Here is a 17,694-nt window from a genome sequence, read left to right as displayed (position 1 = left end):
TGCGATTGCTCGATAAGGTAATACCCAAAAAAATCCCCGCTAGTATTGCTACTGCGGGGATTTGTCTTTTCGATGTCTAAGTCGACTTAACGTTTGGCTTTCGCAAAAGCAGCGGCAAATGCGCCACCCATCGCGCTGTTACCGTTACTTGGCTCTTCTCGGCGACGTTGACCACCCTGCTGTGGACGTTGTTGACCACGAGGTGCCGATGAACGCTGAGAACGGTTGTCTTGGCCCGGCTCATCATTTAAGCGCATAGAAAGACCAATACGCTTGCGCTGCACGTCCACTTCCATCACTTTCACTTTGACAATATCACCCGCTTTCACCACTTCACGTGGGTCAGAGACGTAACGATCGGTCAGCGCAGAAATATGCACTAGGCCATCTTGGTGAACACCGATATCGACAAACGCACCGAAGTTCGCCACGTTAGATACTACACCTTCTAGCACCATGCCCGGCTCTAGATCGGAGACTGAGTTCACTCCATCAGCAAAGGTCGCCGTTTTGAATTCAGGGCGAGGGTCACGACCCGGCTTATCGAGCTCTTTAATGATGTCAGTTACGGTAGGCACACCGAAGTTTTCATCGGTGTAGTCCACTGCATGCAAGCCACGTAGGAACTGAGTATCACCAATCAGTGCTTTGACATCTTTTTGATTTTTCTCAGCAATGGCTTTTACCACCGGGTACGCTTCTGGGTGAACCGATGACGAATCCAGTGGGTTTTTGCCATCCATGATTCGTAAGAAACCAGCACACTGCTCAAACGCCTTAGGCCCAAGACGAGCCACTTTCTTCAGCGTTGTACGCGCTTCAAAGCGACCATTCTCGTCACGGTAATCAACAATGTTTTGTGCGATGGTACTTGAAAGACCAGCGACTCGAGTCAGCAAGGCTGGTGAAGCTGTATTCACATCCACACCTACCGCGTTCACACAATCTTCTACGACCGCATCCAGACGTTTTGCTAGCATGGATTGGCTTACGTCATGCTGGTATTGACCCACACCGATCGATTTCGGGTCAATTTTCACGAGTTCTGCCAGAGGGTCTTGTAGACGGCGAGCAATCGACACCGCGCCACGCAGTGACACGTCTAAGTTCGGGAACTCGTTCGCGGCAAGTTCTGACGCAGAGTAGACCGAAGCCCCCGCTTCACTGACCATGATTTTCTGTACTTTCAGGTTGCCGCGCTTGATCAGGTCAGCGACAAAGCTGTCCGTTTCACGTGAAGCGGTACCATTACCAATCGCAATTAAATCGACATTGTATTTACGTACTAACGCATCAACGATTTGCGCAGATTTGTCGTACTGTTTTTGTGGGGGATGTGGGTAGATGGTCTCGGTTGCGAGCACCTTACCGGTCGAGTCAACAACCGCAATTTTAGAACCAGTACGTAAACCAGGATCAAGACCTAATGTCGCGCGAGGGCCTGCCGGAGCCGCCATCAACAAATCTTTTAAGTTGGTGGCAAAGACTTCAATCGCTTCAATTTCGCCACGCTCTTTCATTGCGCCCATTAGCTCAGTTTCCATGTGCATCGATACTTTGATGCGCCATGCCCAACTGATCACTTGTTTACGCCAAGCATCTGCAGGTGCACTGCTCAAAGAAATACCGTAATGGTCACTGATGATCGTCTCGCAGTAAGACTGACGTGCGCCTTCTTCTTGCGCAGGGTCAGCATTCATTGCCAACGTTAAGAAACCTTCGTTACGGCCACGTAGCATCGCAAGTGCACGGTGAGATGGCACTTTGCTCAGCGCTTCATTGTGCTCGAAGTAGTCTTTAAACTTTTCACCTTCTTGCTGCTTACCATCAACAACACGGGCCACTAGCTCAGCGTTACGCGTTAAGTGCTGACGGATTTTTTCAAGCAGGTTCGCATCTTCAGCAATACGCTCCATCACGATAGCGCGAGCACCATCTAGCGCCGCTTTAATATCCGCAATGCCTTTATCCGCATCAACGTACTGAGCGGCTTCACTCTCAGGCTCTGTCTGAGGTTCATTCCAAAGCTTGTCTGCAAGAGGCTCTAAACCCGCTTCAATCGCGATTTGGCCTTTGGTGCGACGCTTTGGCTTGTATGGTAGGTACAGGTCTTCTAGGCGAGTTTTACTGTCCGCTTGCGTAATTTCCGCTTCGAGCTCAGCCGTTAACTTACCTTGTTCTTGAATTGACTTAAGAATAGTTTGGCGGCGGTCATCCAACTCACGTAGATAAGATAAACGACTATCAAGGTTACGCAGTTGGGTATCATCAAGGCCGCCGGTCACTTCTTTACGGTAACGAGCAATAAATGGGACGGTGTTGCCGTCATCAATCAGGTTTACAGCAGCAGTGACTTGCTCAGTGCGAACATTCAGTTCTTGAGCAATCAAATTACAGATAGCTTGGCTCATCCGTGTGTTCTCTTAATTCTAATGGGTGTATCAGCTTGCGCCTCATTGCGCTTCAACGCTGTCGATATGGGTAAATATATTGGGGTAACGTACAGAATTTGCAATGCTTTCGAGGCAGTACCGAAAACTAGTCGATAAAAAGTGAGATTAAGTAGGACATTGGTCAAATTTGTGTCAAAACTAGCGCTAATTCCTAAACTTCTTGGCTAAAAACTGCCTACTATCTGTATGAACTCTAAAAAATTACTCATATAGGCGCGGAAAATAATAATGCACAAATTATCACTGGCAGTCGCCTTGGCTGGCTCGTTGCTGACCTCCTCTATCGCATGGGCAGAATCTATTTCTGCCACTACGCAAAAGCCCGTTTACCAACTGGATGACAAACTCGTTTTAGGGCGAGTGGAAAGTGTTTACCTCGACGACATCAAAGAGTTTTCGGGCATTTCTTTTGCGGGCAAGATTGATACCGGTGCAGACACCACTTCTATGCACGCCGACAATATCCACGTTACCAGTGCTAATCCAGAATTTAAGCACCTGAAGGACAACAAGCTTCTTTGGGCCATTATTGATGATTTGGGTGGCACCAAAGCGAAATGGAACGCCGACACGTTTATTCCTTATCAAGTCACGGTGAGCTTCACTATGCCTCACCCATACACGGGCCAAGATATTACCGTTACCGATGATCTAGAGCATGTCAGTGCAATTCGCAGCCGCACCAGTGAAAAGCCAATTCTTCGCCCTGCGATAAAACTGCCGATGACGATTGCAGGCCACACCGTTGAAACCGTCGTCAACCTGACCGAACGGACTCAATTTTCTGCGCCTATTTTGATCGGCAAAACTTACCTAGATGATAACGCCTGGGTATTTGCCGGATACGACTACCTTCAAGAGCAAAAAAATGCCCAGCTGATCGGCAAGAAAGAGCAAGTCACCATTGATGGACTCGCTCAAAAAGTCAGTTATTCATTCCAAAATAACTACAGTGCGCTAAATGCCACCCATATATCCATTGACGATCAGCAGCAAGTCACGTTCACCATTGAAGACCAAGATGGAAAACAGAGTGAATTGACTCGCCCGTTAGTGCGCATGCTCAACGTTGAAGGCGAAGAACGTCCATTGGTGTTTGTACCGATTGAAGCCAACAATAACGATCAGTTCTGGATGGTTTACCTTACTGATCGCAGCAAGTACAGCACGCAACTTCGCCTTGGCAAAGGAACGCTTAACAAACGTTTTATGATTGATACTAGCCAGCAGTCTCTTCTCGATGGCTCAGCTAAATCATTCAACCTAAATTCAAAAGCGATGCAGGTCTCTGGAGAAGAAGACATTACCTTAGATGGTATTCGCCTAGAAGCCAAAGCGTCGACGGTGGTTAAAACCCCACTACTCAAAGTCGCCAGCTTTGAGATGTTTGAGAAAAAAGGCAAAGAGTGGGTCACTTACTACCTGACCAATGCTCAAGGTGATGTTCAGCAGTTTTCCAAACCTATTAACAAAAAGCTTCGTGTTGGCAAGTCAGTTCGACCAGTCGTATTTGGCACATTTGACCTATACGGCAAACCGGTAGAGATGCGCTACGCCATTGATGTTCTCGATGAAAATGAAGTGGACGATTACTTCATCATTGGGCAAAAGATGTCGAAAAACGGCGTGTTAATCAACACCCGAACAGACCACTTACTTGACCCTTACCCACTGTTTAAAGCCGGCCATATCGAAGTGGCTACCGTCGAGGGAATGGAGTTTCCGGTTAAGCTTGATACCGGTGCAGACGTAAGCTCTATCAACGCTCAAAACATCAAACAGTTTAAGAAAGACGGCAAGAAGATGGTGAGCTTCACCTATCAAAATGATACGGGAGCTGAGAAGAAATTTACCCGTGAGGTCGTCGATACCATGACTATCACGGCTAAGAAAGGTGAAAAGGCCAATGTACGTCCTGTGGTGGAAATGCACGTTTCACTCGGTGACCTAGAGAAGAAAATCAGGGTCAACTTGCAAGACCGCAGCCGCTTCCATTACAGCATGATTCTTGGCAAGAACTTCCTTAAATACGGCGCGGTTGTCGCCAGTGATACTGACTATATCGTCACCGACAAACCGGACTACGAGAAATAATACAAACCAAAGCCCCGCAAGATGCGGGGCTTAATTTTATTCAGCGCTGTAGCGAATTTGGTTTATAAACCACTCTTTGAATCCATCAGGGGTCTTCACGCTAAACTCGTCATCCACTTCTTTCTTGAGAAGCGCTCGTGCCATTGGCGAATCAATCGAAATGTATCCCTTGGCATCGCCGTAAATTTCATCTGGCCCAACAATGCGAAACGATTTCACATCACCTGCGTCATTTTCAATTTCTACCCAAGCGCCAAAAAAAACTTTGCCTTCTTGCTGCGAAGAGTAATCAACCACTTTAACTTGCTCTAGGCGCTTTCTTAAATATCGCACTCGGCGGTCGATTTCACGCAAACGTTTCTTGTTGTACTGATAGTCAGCGTTCTCACTGCGATCCCCTAAGCTCGCAGCCCAAGTCACTTTTTTGGTGACTTCTGGACGATCTTCCTTCCACAGAAAGTCGAGTTCTTTCTTTAATCGGTCAAAGCCTTCTCGCGTTATTAGGTTTGTTTTCATATTTCTGACGCTATTAAATTGAAGTTCCGATATACATTAGCTAAAAAGGAAATAAACGTTAACAATTCTTTGCGCCAATAGCATCGGAACAGTGTTACATTTTAAGTTACGCAAACCAGTAACTGCTCGTTACGCATCATTGCGTTAGCTTATTCAATAGGTGGAACTATTACATGCAAGAAAATCATAAAATCTTAGTTGTTGATGATGACGCACGACTGCGTGCCCTTCTAGAGCGCTACTTATCAGAACAAGGATTCCAAGTTCGTAGTGTTGCTAACAGTGAACAGATGGACCGCCTGCTAACCCGCGAAACGTTCCACTTGATGGTACTGGATTTGATGTTGCCAGGTGAAGATGGCCTGTCTATTTGTCGCCGTCTACGCAATGCCAACAGCACACTACCAATTCTGATGCTGACAGCGAAAGGCGATGAAATCGACCGTATCGTTGGTCTTGAAGTTGGTGCAGATGACTACCTACCAAAACCATTCAACCCACGTGAACTGCTGGCTCGCATTAAAGCCGTTCTGCGCCGTCAAACGACTGAGCTGCCTGGTGCGCCAAGCAGTGAAGAGTCTGTGGTTGAGTTTGGTGACTTCCGCTTGAACCTTGGTACTCGTGAAATGTTCCGCGGTGACGAAGCAATGCCGCTCACGTCAGGTGAATTTGCGGTACTCAAAGCTCTTGTTACCAACGCCCGTGAACCGATGTCGCGCGACAAGCTAATGAACATGGCTCGTGGCCGTGAATACTCTGCGATGGAACGTTCCATTGACGTTCAAATCTCACGTTTACGTCGCATGCTTGAAATTGACCCAAGCAAGCCACGATACATTCAAACCGTTTGGGGCTTAGGCTACGTTTTTGTTCCTGATGGTAAAGAAGCTTAAGATTCAATCTTATTAATAGAGTGCGAGACTGAGTCTCGCACTCTTTGTTTTGACCTCTGCCACTCGCTTAAGGTTGGTGTTATGCGCATTCGCAGCTCATTTACTCAATCCATCTTTATCTTTCTCACCTTGCTGATTGCCAGTCAGGTTTACTCATACTACGCGGTATTCAATTACGCCCTGATGCCCAGTTTGCAGCAGTTCAATAAAATCTTAGGGCACGAAATCAACTTGATGCTCGATGACTCAGCTTCCATGGAAGACGGCCTTGAAATGGATGCTCCGCTTCGAAGACGCGTTCTGGAGCAGCTTGGCGTCACCATCCACGCCAAAGACAGTCCTGTCGCCGATGAGTATTACCACGCTGTGACGATCGATTTGATGAGTGAGGAGATGAGTAACGAGCTTGGCTCACCGACCGATGTGCGGATGATGCTTGGCAGTGAGAGCTATATTCTTTGGATGAGCATTGAGTCCCTTCCAGACTCACTACTGCGTATTCCACTCTCCGAGTTACAAGAAGAAGATTTTACTCCGCTGTTTCGCAACAGCTTGATCATGGCCTTACTGATTGTCGCTGGCGGTTGGTTATTCATTCGTTTGCAAAATCGCCCCCTAATTGCGTTGGAGAAAGCCGCTAAAGGCGTCGGTCGAGGTGAAATTCCGCCTCCACTGCCTGAAAAAGGCGCATCAGAAATTCGCTCTGTGACTCGGGCGTTTAACCAAATGTCGAAAGGCATTCAGGCACTCGAAGAAGACCGAGCTTTGCTGATGGCAGGCATTAGCCATGACCTTCGCACTCCTTTGACCCGCATTCGTTTGGCGACAGAGATGATGTCCCCTGAAGACAGCTATTTGGCCGAAGGCATCATCAGCGATACCGAAGAGTGTAATGAAATCATTAGCCAATTTATGGACTACCTAAAGCCAGTAAACAAAGAGTCGTTTATTCCTGTCGATCTCAATGACATTGCCAGCGATGTGGCGTCATCGGAAGGTGGGTACGAAGTACAAATCGAAACCGAGCTGCACAAGCCGATGAAGGAAACACTCGGCAGTGCGATTGCAATTAAACGGGCAGTCAGCAACCTGGTTGTGAACGCAATTCGCTACGGCAATGGTTGGATAAAAGTCAGCACTGGTATCACAGCAGATAACAAGCTGGTCTGGGTATGTGTGGAAGATAACGGGCCTGGTATTGAACAGAGTCAAATCGGTAAGCTGTTTGAACCCTTTACTCGTGGGGATACCGCTCGTGGCAGCGAAGGGACAGGGCTAGGGCTCGCCATCGTTAAACGTATACTCAGCCAACATAATGGCTCAGTGATCGTCAACAATCGCAGCGGCGGTGGACTCAAAGTTCAAATCAGTTTTCCTGCAGACAAATAGCAAAAAGGGCAACAAACGTTGCCCTTTTTAATCGATAAAGCCAAATACGAAAATCACAAACGGCCGTTGTAACTAAACGGATATTTGCCCTCTTGATCAGCTTGGTTTGGTAACCACTTTAACTGTTGGCTTAGCTCGCTAGGAAAATCGCCTTCCGGTTTAAACCATGCGGTGGCACTATAGCGACCATCAGCGCTTAGGCTAACCTTGGCTTCACTCGTTACCTGCTTACTTTGCTGGTCAGCCGTAATATCAATCTGGCTATCTTGGCACTGTAACTGGGCCACAACAGGGCCAACAGTCAAGTTGGCTAACGGCGAGCCAATAGTCTCTGTATTCCACACCACACTCCCTTCTGCAGACTGACAGTAAGGCGCAGCATATTGGTAGTCGCGTAAACTCAGTTCAACCTGACCATCCAACTCAAGTGGAACGGGTAAGCTCGGAACCACCTTCATCACCGATTCAATCGGGACGGAAGCAATAAGATTTTTGGCATAAGCTCCACTTGGGCCATAACCTAAGATCCCACGACCTTGAACATCCATATCGCTGCCGCGACCAAATCTGACATTCGCTTCAAGCGTGGCAGTCAACAACTTGCTTGGATGAAGCTGCCAATTCAGTTCACCCAATTTTTGTCCTGCCCATTCCACTTGGTACGCAGAGCCCTGCCATACTGTGCCTTCAACACCAACTACCTTCAGCTGACTCGGTAAAGGGGCATACTGAACAACAAACTGAGCAGGCAGATGGACTAACGCGCTCGCGGAGACAACGCCCGTTAACACAACTGCTGATAAAACGGCTTTTTTCACACGATCACCCTCGGCCAAACTGCAGTCGATTAACGTCAATCAGCCCTTCCTGAGCCCCTTTGTCGATATCAAGAAAGACAACGCCGATACCGTACGTCTCTTGTAGATAGCGGATCCAATTCATGAATTGATTGAACGGCATCGGCGCTATCCATACTTGAAACTCTTCACCACGAGGCTGAACTCGAATCAACTCGACCTTAAACCGTGAAACACTCGATGACACCGCTTGATTGATCGGTAAGTTCGAAATACTTGAACCGCCCTGACCTTTCAGTTGTTGGATCTCATCGGCCTTATTTTTAACCCAAGAAAGCAGCTGCTTTTCACTCTGAATACGCATTTGCGCATTCTCGGCACGAGTGGCCACAGGCTCGATGATGCCCCAATACAGGATACCGACAATCAGCAGCATGGCACCCACAACCACAAGGCGTTGCTCACGCTGAGAGATACTTTGCCACCATGCTTGTAAAGGTGTGATTAATTTTTCCATATTCATTCCCTACAACGGCTTCAAGATAAATGAGCCATTGACGCTGCCACCACTGCGGTTGATTTGTCCTTGCTCAACAGCAAACTTCGTTGCCAGTAGTTGCTCTGCTTTTTCAAAGGTTTGAAAGTCATTACTTTGAGCCTGCAGACGAATCTCATTTCGACCACTGTCATATTTGAAACTGGTGAGATTCAAGCTCGGCACCTGTTTCAGCAGCGGTGGAAGCTGCACCACTAGCTTCAAGAGTGCATGACTGTTACCGCCACCAGACAAGCGAGTCGCTTCTCGCTCCATCTCTCGTTTTAAATAGCTCACCGTCGGGATTTTAGTTTTCCCCGGTAGAGACTGACGGAAAATACGTTCGCTCTCAGCTCGGTAAGCCGTGGCTTGCGACTCATATTGTTGGATTTGAAGTACGTTATCCACCACGATGACCGCCACTAAGAATATCGCGGCTATCGCGACTTTCTGCCATACCTTCCAGTAACGATTAAATGATGACTTGGGTTTAAACTGTCCTGACAACAGGTTAATTTTGCTGGATACGGCTTGCTCTGCCAGTAACTGCATCACCAGTTTAGGTTCACCATTTTTCCATGACTGCTCTTCAGCCAATGACAGCTCTGCCGGTAAAGCTGAATAAGCGGTCAGTGGTAAGAAGTGTTCTTCTTGCTTAACCCAATCTGATTGCGCAATTAGCCCCAACCAGCCTGATTCAATCGACATTCCATTGAACATAGACTTCTTCAGCAACCACTGCCCATCAAGCTCAACCGCAGAAATGCCATCACCTGTTGGCAAGGCCAATACATCGGGTATCACTTGATGCACTTGGCTGCCCATGTCAGTGAAATCATTCAGCACTTGCGTTAGGAACTCAGTATCGACCGCACATATTTGAGCGTGTTCTTTGCTCCGCTCAAATACGGTGAAATGCAATTGCTCAACATCTTGTGCCAAATCGTCTTCCAGTACATAAGGCAGCATCGACTCAAACTGGCGGCTTGCCCCAGCTGGAATCTCGACGTCTTTAAGCACTAGGCTTTGCGCAGAAAGCAAAACAATGATGCGACGACCTTGCGCATAGCTACTCAGTTCAGCTAGAGCAGAGCGATTTGCCAATTCTCCGCTCGCAATCACTTCCTTTTGCGACTCCGACCAAACAATCCATTGGACGGTTTGCTCGGTATGATTACTCAGTCGAACGATCAGAAACTCGTTCACCGATACCTCCGAAGCGACGGCGAATCACCGTCGCAGTTTCTTTGTTCTCACTGAATAGTAAGCTGCGTACCCTCATTCGAGAATCGCCAACCAACAATTCAGCATCCAATTCAAAATACGCTGTGGTTATCGACAAATAACCCTTAGCCTGTTTTTTCTGCTCGTCTGTAATGGCAGAAAATTGTTGTTCTTGTAAAAAGTCATCCACACTTGCCCAGCCATCGAACGGGCGGTTCTCCAAGACTTTTTTCGCTTTATCTAAACCAAGAGTTGGGTGAAACAGTGCCACAAGCAAAGCCGCTTGATCTGGGGCAATCGTGTTAACGTTCAACCGCAAATCAGCAGCTGGCAAGGCGCAAATATAAGGGCGAACTTTGTTCACCACGTCACCCGAGACTTGCTGTATTGCCCTCATTTCTGACGCATCAGCAAGCAGGCTGTTTGCTGTCATATAAGCCGGAGACATTGACTCATAAAAGCCATCCTCCACACCACTCGCTGAATTTACAGAATTATTGCTATCAACAAATTCCCACAAAGAGTGAGCGATCGTTTCTGCCTGATAGTTTTCAACCTCTAACTCTTCAAGTAGGTGTTGAAAAGTGGCCACCAAGTAAGGTTCTTGGTTTGACCCGGCTACCGCTTCAACTCCCGCTAGAGCGTTGATGTTAAAGCATGCCTGCTTATCGACCAGTCGTCCGGTTAATGTTCCAAAGTCTAGAGGGTACGTTTGCTCTTCTAGCGCCCAGGGTTGAGATAAGTTAATTGTCTCTGAATCTTTAAAACTCTGCTCGATCCCAACCTTAGCTAACGCTTCAGCGCCGAGCGTATACCAGTAAGCTTGCTGGTAATTAATTTGGTTCGTCGCTCGCTTAAACTGACTGAACAACCGATCAGCCATTGTCGCTGCAATACTGACCATGACCGCCAGTAGCAATAAGATAATAATAAGCGCAACGCCACGCTGCTTCTTAGCCATCTGTCTCACCCTGCTGAGCCTGTTCTAATCCTGCTCCGGTGGTTAAATAGATGCGCTCGATTTTACCGTAATCCTCTAACATTAAGACGACGGAAACCGCTTTGGGTAATCGGTAATCTTGCTGCCAATTGTTCGACCATTGAGAGCCATCATAAAAACGCATATCAAACGACTCAACGCCAGTCAGCAGTGGCATAACAATCCCTTCTTGCCCCGCTGGCGTATCAACATAACGCCACCAAACTCGCTCCAAGCTATCATCTTTGATGCGATAGCCAACTTTGCTGACCTCACCTCTTGGAAATTGTTGTTGTGGGTTATGCCAACCTAACCGCGTAAACATGACTCCCTTCGTATCAGAGTCGAGCAAATAGTCTTGCCACTGAATAAGCTTCGCTGAGGGCGACTCGCCATTGGTTCTGGATTGGCGTAGCGCCATCTGACGAAAATCATTATCCATAAACACCAATGTGCGCTGCAGAGCTTTCAGCCGTTCACTACGCTCCAACGAGATCTCATTGCTGCGCTGCACTTGATTTAACACTTGATAAGCACCGACACTTAAACTGGCAAAAATCGCGATTGCCACCAGCACTTCAATCAAAGTGAAGCCTTGGCTGCGCTTGATTGGACGACTCTTACTTAGGGACATAACTTCTTACCGTCACTACGGGCGAGCCCTTGGCAGTGGTTGCGACTTTAACATCAAAGGCTTGCAACATATCTCCAGCGGTCTGCACAGGCTCCACACTCCAATACCACTCTCGCTCGGCAAGCGTTTCTTTTCCTTTAGCTTTGTTCGGTTTACTGCCTGATAGCATCACTTTGGCCATCTGGTTATCGGCGACCATCGCCGCGAAGGTTTTTTCTTCAAGAAAGTTCAGTGTATTGATGTGCTGACTGACCGAGCGAATAGTCGCAATAGCAGCGGTGGCAAAGATAGCCAATGCAACCAACACTTCTAGCAAGGTGAAGCCACGATCACTCTTCCTCATCGCTCTCTCCTGGTGCTCGCAGTACAATCTGCCCATTCTCTTTCGCGATAATACGCCATGCATCATTGCCAGCATCCCGACTTTCAGGATGAATCGCCACGGTAAATGGCGTCACTTCACCGCTCGATACAATGAAGACTTGAGGTGGAGGTAAGCGTTTTTCCTCTTCGTATTCGGCAAACATCTCTTCATCAAACAAGCTTCCAGGCTTGAACAACCGCTCTTTGTCGGCCCAAACGTTTCCACCTAACGTCAATGAAATCGTTAACCCTTCAGGGAGCTCTGTTCTATCAGGAATGCCCTCACCTGAAAGGCGCTGCCATCCCTTAGAAGCCAGTTGATAGACATTGTAAGCCGACTTTTTTTCTTCGATATACAAGCCATAATCCCGTCCGCTAAGAATCGCTTCTTCATTGAGAAGTTGGACTCGGTGGTAAAGGGATTGAGCGTATTTTTTTGCACTGTCTTCAGCATTTACGGGCAAGGTTGAGATAACCGCTACCGATGCCAAAGAAATCAGCACCAGTACCAGTAAAATCTCAAGTAACGTAAATCCCGAATACCGGTGCTTCATTAGAGGGTAAACCGACTGCTTACTGAAAATCTTGGATATTCCAGTTACCAATATCTGCGGCGACACCTTCGCCACCTTCTTGGCCATCAGCGCCTAGAGTAAAGATATCGACATTGCCTTTATCGCCAGGGCTTAGGTATTGGTAATCATTGCCCCATGGGTCTGTTGGAAGACGCTTGATGTAACCACCGTCACGATAATTACGTGGCTCTGGGCTTGATGGCTTAGTCACTAGTGCGTCTAGGCCTTGGTCTGTTGATGGGTAAACACTGTTATCAAGCTTGTACATATCCAAGGCATTTTCTAACGCAACAATATCGGTGATCGCTTTTTGTTGATCGGCTTTTTCTTTGTTACCAAGTAAGTTCGGTACCACAAAACTAGCAAGAATGCCCAAGATTACGACCACAACCATGACTTCTAGTAAGGTAAAACCTGACTGTTTCTTCATTTTTTTATTCATTGTTCTCTCCCAAAGCGCTTTAGCACGGCTAAAACGGTTATGAACTCATTAAGTTATTCATTTCTAAGATTGGCATCAGAGTTGCCATCACGATAAACAGCACCAAACCCGCCATAAGGGCGATCAGTGCTGGGGTAAAAATGCCTAAAGCAATATTGATGGTCGATTCGAAGTTCGCATCTTGGTTATCCGCGGCGCGCGTTAACATACTTTCCAACTCACCACTCTGTTCACCACTGGCGATCATGTGCAGCATCATCGGTGGAAACAGCTTGGTTTGGTCAAGAGCACGACGCAAGCTTGCCCCTTCACGAACATTGTCCGTTGCAACTAAGACCTGCTGCTTGACGTAATGGTTCGACATGACATCCACCGCAACACGCATTCCATCTAAAATGGGGATCGCGCTCGATGTACAAATCGACAATGTACGAGCAAAGCGCGAGGTATTTAAGCCTCGAGCAATCTTGCCAATAAGAGGAAATGAAATGACTTTTCTATCCCAGCTGAGGCGGATAGCAGGTCGACTCAGCAGCCATTTAGCAAGATAAATACTGACGAATAGAGCGATCAATAACACCAAGCCCCAATTCTGGATGAAGTCACTTGATGCCAAAAGAAACTGAGTGGATTGAGGCAGCTCTTGCCCCATCTGAACAAACTGACCAATAATTTTCGGTACGACGGCGGCCAATAAGAAGGCGACAATACCCACAGCAAAAACCACCAGCACGACTGGGTAGATCATCGCTTGTTGAAGCTTAGAACGTAGTTTCTGACGATTTTCTGCGTAATCCGCTAAACGCTCTAAGACAGAATCCAAATGCCCTGATTTTTCACCCGCCGATACCATAGAGCGAAACAGCTCATCAAATACGTGAGGGTAGTCAGCTAAGCTGTCCGCTAGGGTGTAGCCTTCTGTCACTTTCGAGCGCACAGCCAGCAGCATAGTGCGAATACGTGGTTTTTCTGACTGTTCAGATACCGCTCTTAGACACTCTTCCAACGGCATTCCGGATTGAACTAACGTCGCCAATTGACGAGTAATCAAAGCCAAATCTGGCGTGCTTAAACCACGTTTGAATTGGAATACTGATGAACTGCTCTGCTTTTTCGCTTTTTGTCGCGTTTCAGTCACTTCAACCGGCACCAAGCCTTGTTCTTTTAAACGAGCGCGCACCTGCCTAGCGTTATCACCTTCAATAACGCCTTTCTTCGATTTACCTTTAGCATCTAACGCTTTGTATTCAAATGCAGCCATTAGCTTTCCTTGGTCACACGCATGACTTCTTCAAGCGAGGTAATACCTTGGCGAACCTTATTTAAACCATCTTGGCGAATGCTTGGCGTGCGCTCACGAATGCATTTCTCAATCGCTTGTTCTCCCGCTTCGCTATGAATCAGCTCTTGAACTTCTTCATCAACAACCAGTAGTTCATGAATACCGGTACGACCTCGATAACCTTTGTAATTACAAGATTCACAGCCACACGCTCGGTATAAGGTCAGATCTTCTTTCTTCTTTAAACCGAATAACTTCTTGGTTTCTTTCTCTGCTTCATAAGGCTGCTTACAATCTGGGCATAAAGTGCGCACTAAACGTTGAGCCAAAACGCCCAATAAAGAAGAGGAAATCAGAAATGGTTCAATGCCCATATCACGCAGGCGAGTAATGGCACCCACCGCGGTATTGGTGTGCAGTGTTGACATGACTAAGTGACCAGTTAGCGAGGCCTGAACACCAATCTGTGCCGTCTCTAGATCTCGAATCTCACCCACCATCACCACATCAGGGTCTTGACGCAAAATGGCACGTAAGCCACGCGCAAACGTCATATCGACTTTCGGGTTTACCTGAGTTTGACCAATGCCGTCGATATCAAATTCAATTGGGTCTTCAACCGTCAGGATATTGCGCTCGTTGCTGTTAATCTCACTTAAGCCAGCATACAGGGTGGTCGACTTACCCGAACCGGTTGGGCCTGTAACTAATATAATGCCATGAGGACGCTGAATCATTTGGCCAAATGCCTCATGATTCACGTCGGTCATGCCTAAGCTCTGGAGATCAAGGCGGGTGGCGTTCTTATCCAATAGACGCATCACCACGCGTTCTCCATGCGAAGAAGGCATAGTAGAAACACGCACATCCACCGCTCTGCCACCAATGCGCAGAGAAATTCGTCCATCTTGAGGGACGCGTTTTTCTGCGATATCCAGCTTTGCCATTACCTTCACACGCGATACCAGCAAAGGGGCCAGCTTACGGCTTGGGGAAAGAACATCACGCAGGACACCATCAACGCGAAAACGAATCAATAAACTCTTTTCAAACGTCTCAATGTGAATGTCGGACGCACCTTCTTTGATCGCTTCACCGAGCATGGCGTTTATCAGCTTGATGATCGGCGCATCGTCTTCAGACTCCAATAAGTCTTCGTCTTGAGGTAAGTCTTCTGCCAAGGAGAAGAAGTCATCGTTATCGGCACCAATATCTTCCATCAGCTGACGAGCCTCTGAAGAGCCACGTTGGTACGCTTCAGTAAGCTTGCTATCAAACACCTCTTTAGATAGAGCCTGTAAAGCAAAAGGCTGAGGGCAAACACGTTTCACTTCACGCAGGGCATCAATCGCGAGAGGCTCTATGAAGTACAACATGAGCCCTTGTTCACTCGGCTCTAGCACCAACTTGAAGCGATTCGCAAAACTAAACGGTAAGCGCTTAAAGTAAGATGGGTTTTCTAAATCCATTACTGAACATCCATCTGGTCAAGGAAAGCTTGAATCTCAACAGGATGGCGGATCTCATCACCAAATTTCGGCAGCACCGGAATATGCGCATCGTCCATCAGCTTTAAGCCTTGGTCGGCTTTATACAACTGCTCTGCACGAATGAAGTTATATTTACGCTGAGTGATACCATCCGCCGTCATGCCATCACGAATGATGGTTGGCTTGATGAAGACCATCAGGTTTTTCTTTTCAACTTGAGTACTGGTCGATTTGAACAGATGGCCTAAGTAAGGGATATCGCCCAACAGCGGTACCTTTGACTCACTTTCTAGCGCTCGCTCATCAATCAAACCGCCCAGGACAATCATTTGACCATCTTCAACCATCACCGAGGTATTCAGCTGACGCTTAGCAAAACGCACATCAACCGCGCCATTTGCGCCCAGTACGTTAGAAACTTCTTGCTCAATGTTCAGCTGAACCGAGTTACCTTCATTGATTTGTGGCACGACTTTTAGCTTGATGCCCACTTCTTTACGATCAACGGTTTGGAATGGATTATCGTTGTTTGAGCCCGATGTTGAGCCGGTCAAAACAGGTACTTCTTCACCAACAATAAACGACGCTTCGCCATTATCCATGACAGTAATACTCGGCGAGGATAGGATGTTAGAGTTTGAGTCTGTCGACACAGCACTAATCAGCGCTGTCCAATCACCCATCGCAATACTAAGCGCTGCACCATTTAGGCCACCTAATGCTGCCGCCAAGGTAGAATAATCACCTTCTTCCGTGGTGGTTTCATTGCGTTGGAAATTACCATCACTGTCATAAACAGCCGTTGTAGTCGTGGTGTCTTTTGCTTCTTCTAAGCCAACCATAACCTGACCAATCGGCGCACCCGTGTTGCCATATTGAATCATGGCACCATTTTCTAGAGAGCCCCACTGGACACCTAGATTGATGCCATCACCTTCGGCCATTTCGACAATCAGCGCTTCAATCAGAACCTGAGCACGGCGAATATCCAGCTGAGCAATGACATCTTGTAACGCATTCATGATATCTGGCGGCGCAGTCAGAACCAGCGCATTGGTGCCAGGGTGCGCGGCAATCATTACGTCTCCACGCTTTGCACTTGCGCCTTGCTTACTGCCAGAGGTCTTTTCTGCTTGTAGGTTGTCGGAAACGCCTTTAAGTACATCGACCAGCTCTTCTGCTTTTGCATACTTAAGGTAAACCACACGGTTATTACCTTTTGAAGCCATTTCAATATCAAGTTGTTGGATCAATCGACGTAGACGTTGACGAACTTGAGGATCGCCCGAGATCAAGATGGAGTTGGTACGATCATCGGCCACTAGCTTAGGCTGCAAGAAAGCTGGCGTATTCTTGTTATCGGTCGTTTTGTTTAGTGCTTCAACAATGCGGACCATTTCAGCGGCAGAAGCGTTATCGAGCTCAACCACTTCAATGTCTTTGTCACCCGCTTGATCGACGCGCTTGATAATATCAGCCAAACGGTTCACTACCGCTGCTCGACCGGTAATAAGAATGATATTGGCAGGGTCGTAATGCACAACGTTACCCGCACCGGCGTTATCGTTCAGCTGACGTAATAAAGGAGAGAGTTCACGAACAGAGACATTACGGACGGCGACAACACGAGTGACCACTTCATCACCTTGGATGGAGCCATCCCCAACAACGGGCACCGCAGAGGTCTTCGCGTCTTTCGCTTTAATCACCTTTAAAATGCCGTTATCCATTTCAACGACAGCAAAACCATACACTTCTAACACGTTAAGGAAAAAGCTGTAGTATTGCTCTTCCGTCAGCATGTCATAGCTGCGTACATCCACTTTGCCTCGAACAGACGGGTCGACGATGATGGTTTTTTCTAGATTGCGGCCAACAATGTTGATGAACTCTTGAATGTCAGTTCCTTTGAAGCTCGCACTAAAATCATTTGCTGCCACGATTGCAGGAGATGTTAATAAGCTTCCTGCTAAAAGCCACACGCTTTTCTTAAGCCAATGGTTCACTCTTTACTCCTCAAATGGCTGC

At 47.4% G+C, this 17,694-nt stretch carries 16 protein-coding genes; 3 read left to right on the top strand and 13 right to left on the bottom strand.

The annotated features are described in order from the left end of the window. Nucleotides 1-86: 86 nt before the first annotated feature. Nucleotides 87-2,411 (bottom strand): Tex family protein, encoded by a 2,325-nt coding sequence (locus tag EJ063_RS14890; protein ID WP_126575150.1) that lies wholly within the window; start codon nucleotides 2,409-2,411, stop codon nucleotides 87-89. A gap of 270 nt (nucleotides 2,412-2,681) precedes the next feature. Between EJ063_RS14890 and EJ063_RS14885 the strand changes: the two genes are divergently transcribed. Then, a complete protein-coding gene (locus tag EJ063_RS14885) occupies nucleotides 2,682-4,547 on the top strand; it encodes a putative ATP-dependent zinc protease (protein ID WP_126575149.1) in 1,866 nt (621 codons plus the stop codon). Nucleotides 4,548-4,583: 36 nt separating this feature from the next. On the opposite strand, the gene greB is transcribed toward EJ063_RS14885, so the two are convergent. After that, on the bottom strand, nucleotides 4,584-5,063 hold the full coding sequence (gene greB, locus EJ063_RS14880) for a transcription elongation factor GreB (RefSeq protein ID WP_126575148.1): 480 nt from the start codon (nucleotides 5,061-5,063) through the stop codon (nucleotides 4,584-4,586). 173 nt (nucleotides 5,064-5,236) lie between these two features. Between greB and ompR the strand changes: the two genes are divergently transcribed. After that, nucleotides 5,237-5,956, top strand: coding sequence for an osmolarity response regulator transcription factor OmpR (gene ompR / locus EJ063_RS14875; RefSeq protein WP_126575147.1), 720 nt, complete (start codon nucleotides 5,237-5,239; stop codon nucleotides 5,954-5,956). Nucleotides 5,957-6,037: 81 nt separating this feature from the next. Then, a complete protein-coding gene (gene envZ / locus EJ063_RS14870) occupies nucleotides 6,038-7,345 on the top strand; it encodes a two-component system sensor histidine kinase EnvZ (protein ID WP_126575146.1) in 1,308 nt (435 codons plus the stop codon). Nucleotides 7,346-7,398: 53 nt separating this feature from the next. Here the strand turns inward: envZ and EJ063_RS14865 are convergent, their stop codons facing one another. Genes EJ063_RS14865 through gspD form a run of 11 tightly spaced genes read right to left on the bottom strand, consistent with a single transcriptional unit; the run spans nucleotide 7,399 to nucleotide 17,672 of the window. Next, complete coding sequence (locus tag EJ063_RS14865; protein ID WP_126575145.1) at nucleotides 7,399-8,163, bottom strand: type II secretion system protein N; 765 nt, start codon at nucleotides 8,161-8,163, stop codon at nucleotides 7,399-7,401. Nucleotides 8,164-8,167: 4 nt separating this feature from the next. After that, on the bottom strand, nucleotides 8,168-8,659 hold the full coding sequence (locus EJ063_RS14860; protein ID WP_126575144.1) for a type II secretion system protein M: 492 nt from the start codon (nucleotides 8,657-8,659) through the stop codon (nucleotides 8,168-8,170). A gap of 9 nt (nucleotides 8,660-8,668) precedes the next feature. Next, nucleotides 8,669-9,883, bottom strand: coding sequence for a type II secretion system protein GspL (gene gspL / locus EJ063_RS14855; RefSeq protein WP_126575143.1), 1,215 nt, complete (start codon nucleotides 9,881-9,883; stop codon nucleotides 8,669-8,671). After that, nucleotides 9,852-10,862 carry a type II secretion system minor pseudopilin GspK gene (gspK, locus tag EJ063_RS14850; RefSeq protein ID WP_126575142.1) on the bottom strand — a complete coding sequence of 337 codons (1,011 nt, stop codon included), beginning with the start codon at nucleotides 10,860-10,862 and terminating at the stop codon, nucleotides 9,852-9,854. Before gspK ends, gspL begins: the two co-directional genes overlap by 32 nt. Beyond that, nucleotides 10,855-11,514 (bottom strand): type II secretion system minor pseudopilin GspJ, encoded by a 660-nt coding sequence (gspJ, locus tag EJ063_RS14845; protein ID WP_126575141.1) that lies wholly within the window; start codon nucleotides 11,512-11,514, stop codon nucleotides 10,855-10,857. Before gspJ ends, gspK begins: the two co-directional genes overlap by 8 nt. After that, a complete protein-coding gene (gspI, locus tag EJ063_RS14840; RefSeq protein ID WP_126575140.1) occupies nucleotides 11,501-11,857 on the bottom strand; it encodes a type II secretion system minor pseudopilin GspI in 357 nt (118 codons plus the stop codon). Before gspI ends, gspJ begins: the two co-directional genes overlap by 14 nt. Then, complete coding sequence (gene gspH / locus EJ063_RS14835) at nucleotides 11,844-12,431, bottom strand: type II secretion system minor pseudopilin GspH (protein ID WP_126575139.1); 588 nt, start codon at nucleotides 12,429-12,431, stop codon at nucleotides 11,844-11,846. Before gspH ends, gspI begins: the two co-directional genes overlap by 14 nt. A gap of 19 nt (nucleotides 12,432-12,450) precedes the next feature. Continuing rightward, complete coding sequence (gspG, locus tag EJ063_RS14830) at nucleotides 12,451-12,894, bottom strand: type II secretion system major pseudopilin GspG (protein WP_126575138.1); 444 nt, start codon at nucleotides 12,892-12,894, stop codon at nucleotides 12,451-12,453. A 37-nt stretch (nucleotides 12,895-12,931) separates the two neighbouring features. Beyond that, nucleotides 12,932-14,155: a type II secretion system inner membrane protein GspF gene (gene gspF, locus EJ063_RS14825; protein ID WP_126575137.1), complete on the bottom strand. Its 1,224-nt coding sequence runs from the start codon at nucleotides 14,153-14,155 to the stop codon at nucleotides 12,932-12,934. Beyond that, nucleotides 14,155-15,645: a type II secretion system ATPase GspE gene (gene gspE / locus EJ063_RS14820; RefSeq protein WP_126575136.1), complete on the bottom strand. Its 1,491-nt coding sequence runs from the start codon at nucleotides 15,643-15,645 to the stop codon at nucleotides 14,155-14,157. Before gspE ends, gspF begins: the two co-directional genes overlap by 1 nt. Next, a complete protein-coding gene (gene gspD / locus EJ063_RS14815) occupies nucleotides 15,645-17,672 on the bottom strand; it encodes a type II secretion system secretin GspD (RefSeq protein ID WP_126575135.1) in 2,028 nt (675 codons plus the stop codon). Before gspD ends, gspE begins: the two co-directional genes overlap by 1 nt. Nucleotides 17,673-17,694: the final 22 nt, after the last annotated feature.

The sequence above is a fragment of the Vibrio aquaticus genome (assembly GCF_003970385.1).
Classification (GTDB): Bacteria; Pseudomonadota; Gammaproteobacteria; order Enterobacterales; family Vibrionaceae; genus Vibrio; species Vibrio aquaticus.
The sequence above is the reverse complement of the archived record's forward strand: the minus strand, read 5'-3'. Positions and strand labels throughout refer to the sequence as shown.

Excerpts from the sequence above, each read along its gene's own strand:
- gspI (WP_126575140.1), bottom strand. The coding sequence starts at position 11,857 with ATGAGGAAGAGTGATCGTGGCTTCACCTTGCTAGAAGTGTTGGTTGCA.
- EJ063_RS14885 (WP_126575149.1), top strand. The coding sequence starts at position 2,682 with ATGCACAAATTATCACTGGCAGTCGCCTTGGCTGGCTCGTTGCTGACC.
- gspG (WP_126575138.1), bottom strand. The coding sequence starts at position 12,894 with ATGAATAAAAAAATGAAGAAACAGTCAGGTTTTACCTTACTAGAAGTC.
- gspF (WP_126575137.1), bottom strand. The coding sequence starts at position 14,155 with ATGGCTGCATTTGAATACAAAGCGTTAGATGCTAAAGGTAAATCGAAG.
- gspJ (WP_126575141.1), bottom strand. The coding sequence starts at position 11,514 with ATGTCCCTAAGTAAGAGTCGTCCAATCAAGCGCAGCCAAGGCTTCACT.
- gspE (WP_126575136.1), bottom strand. The coding sequence starts at position 15,645 with ATGGATTTAGAAAACCCATCTTACTTTAAGCGCTTACCGTTTAGTTTT.
- gspH (WP_126575139.1), bottom strand. The coding sequence starts at position 12,431 with ATGAAGCACCGGTATTCGGGATTTACGTTACTTGAGATTTTACTGGTA.
- gspK (WP_126575142.1), bottom strand. The coding sequence starts at position 10,862 with ATGGCTAAGAAGCAGCGTGGCGTTGCGCTTATTATTATCTTATTGCTA.
- greB (WP_126575148.1), bottom strand. The coding sequence starts at position 5,063 with ATGAAAACAAACCTAATAACGCGAGAAGGCTTTGACCGATTAAAGAAA.
- envZ (WP_126575146.1), top strand. The coding sequence starts at position 6,038 with ATGCGCATTCGCAGCTCATTTACTCAATCCATCTTTATCTTTCTCACC.
- EJ063_RS14890 (WP_126575150.1), bottom strand. The coding sequence starts at position 2,411 with ATGAGCCAAGCTATCTGTAATTTGATTGCTCAAGAACTGAATGTTCGC.
- ompR (WP_126575147.1), top strand. The coding sequence starts at position 5,237 with ATGCAAGAAAATCATAAAATCTTAGTTGTTGATGATGACGCACGACTG.
- EJ063_RS14860 (WP_126575144.1), bottom strand. The coding sequence starts at position 8,659 with ATGGAAAAATTAATCACACCTTTACAAGCATGGTGGCAAAGTATCTCT.